A 385-nucleotide genomic window follows, 5' to 3' on the forward strand; every position below is an offset into this window, starting at 1 on the left:
GGCCCCGTGCCAGGCGCCCTGTCCCTGCGGGATATCCCCGACGGTTGGCACAACCTCGGTGACCTCGGTGACCACCTCGGGCCTACAGTCGCAGGGCTCCTCGCGGGCGGCAGCATCATCGGATGGGTACAGGGCCCCATGGAGTTCGGACCCCGGGCACTGGGGCACCGGTCGATCCTCGCCCACCCCGGTCACGCCGGCAGCCGCGACCGCCTCAACACGATCAAGCGGCGCGCCGGGTACCGACCGTTCGCCCCAGCGGTCCTCGACACCCACCTCCGTGATTGGTTCACCGGCGACGCAGACCCGTTCATGAACCGCGTCGCCCGTATCCGGCCTGAGCAGGCTGCACACGTCCCGGCCGTCGTCCACCACGACGGAACCG

At 70.9% G+C, this 385-nt stretch carries 1 protein-coding gene; it reads left to right on the forward strand.

What is annotated here, in order from left to right:
* Nucleotides 1–385, forward strand: a 385-nt coding sequence (locus tag G3I71_RS49845) for a carbamoyltransferase C-terminal domain-containing protein (protein WP_275409480.1), incomplete at both ends; no start/stop codon positions are given.

The organism is Streptomyces sp. SID12501 (genome assembly GCF_010550245.1).
In the GTDB taxonomy this organism is placed as follows: domain Bacteria; phylum Actinomycetota; class Actinomycetes; order Streptomycetales; family Streptomycetaceae; genus Streptomyces.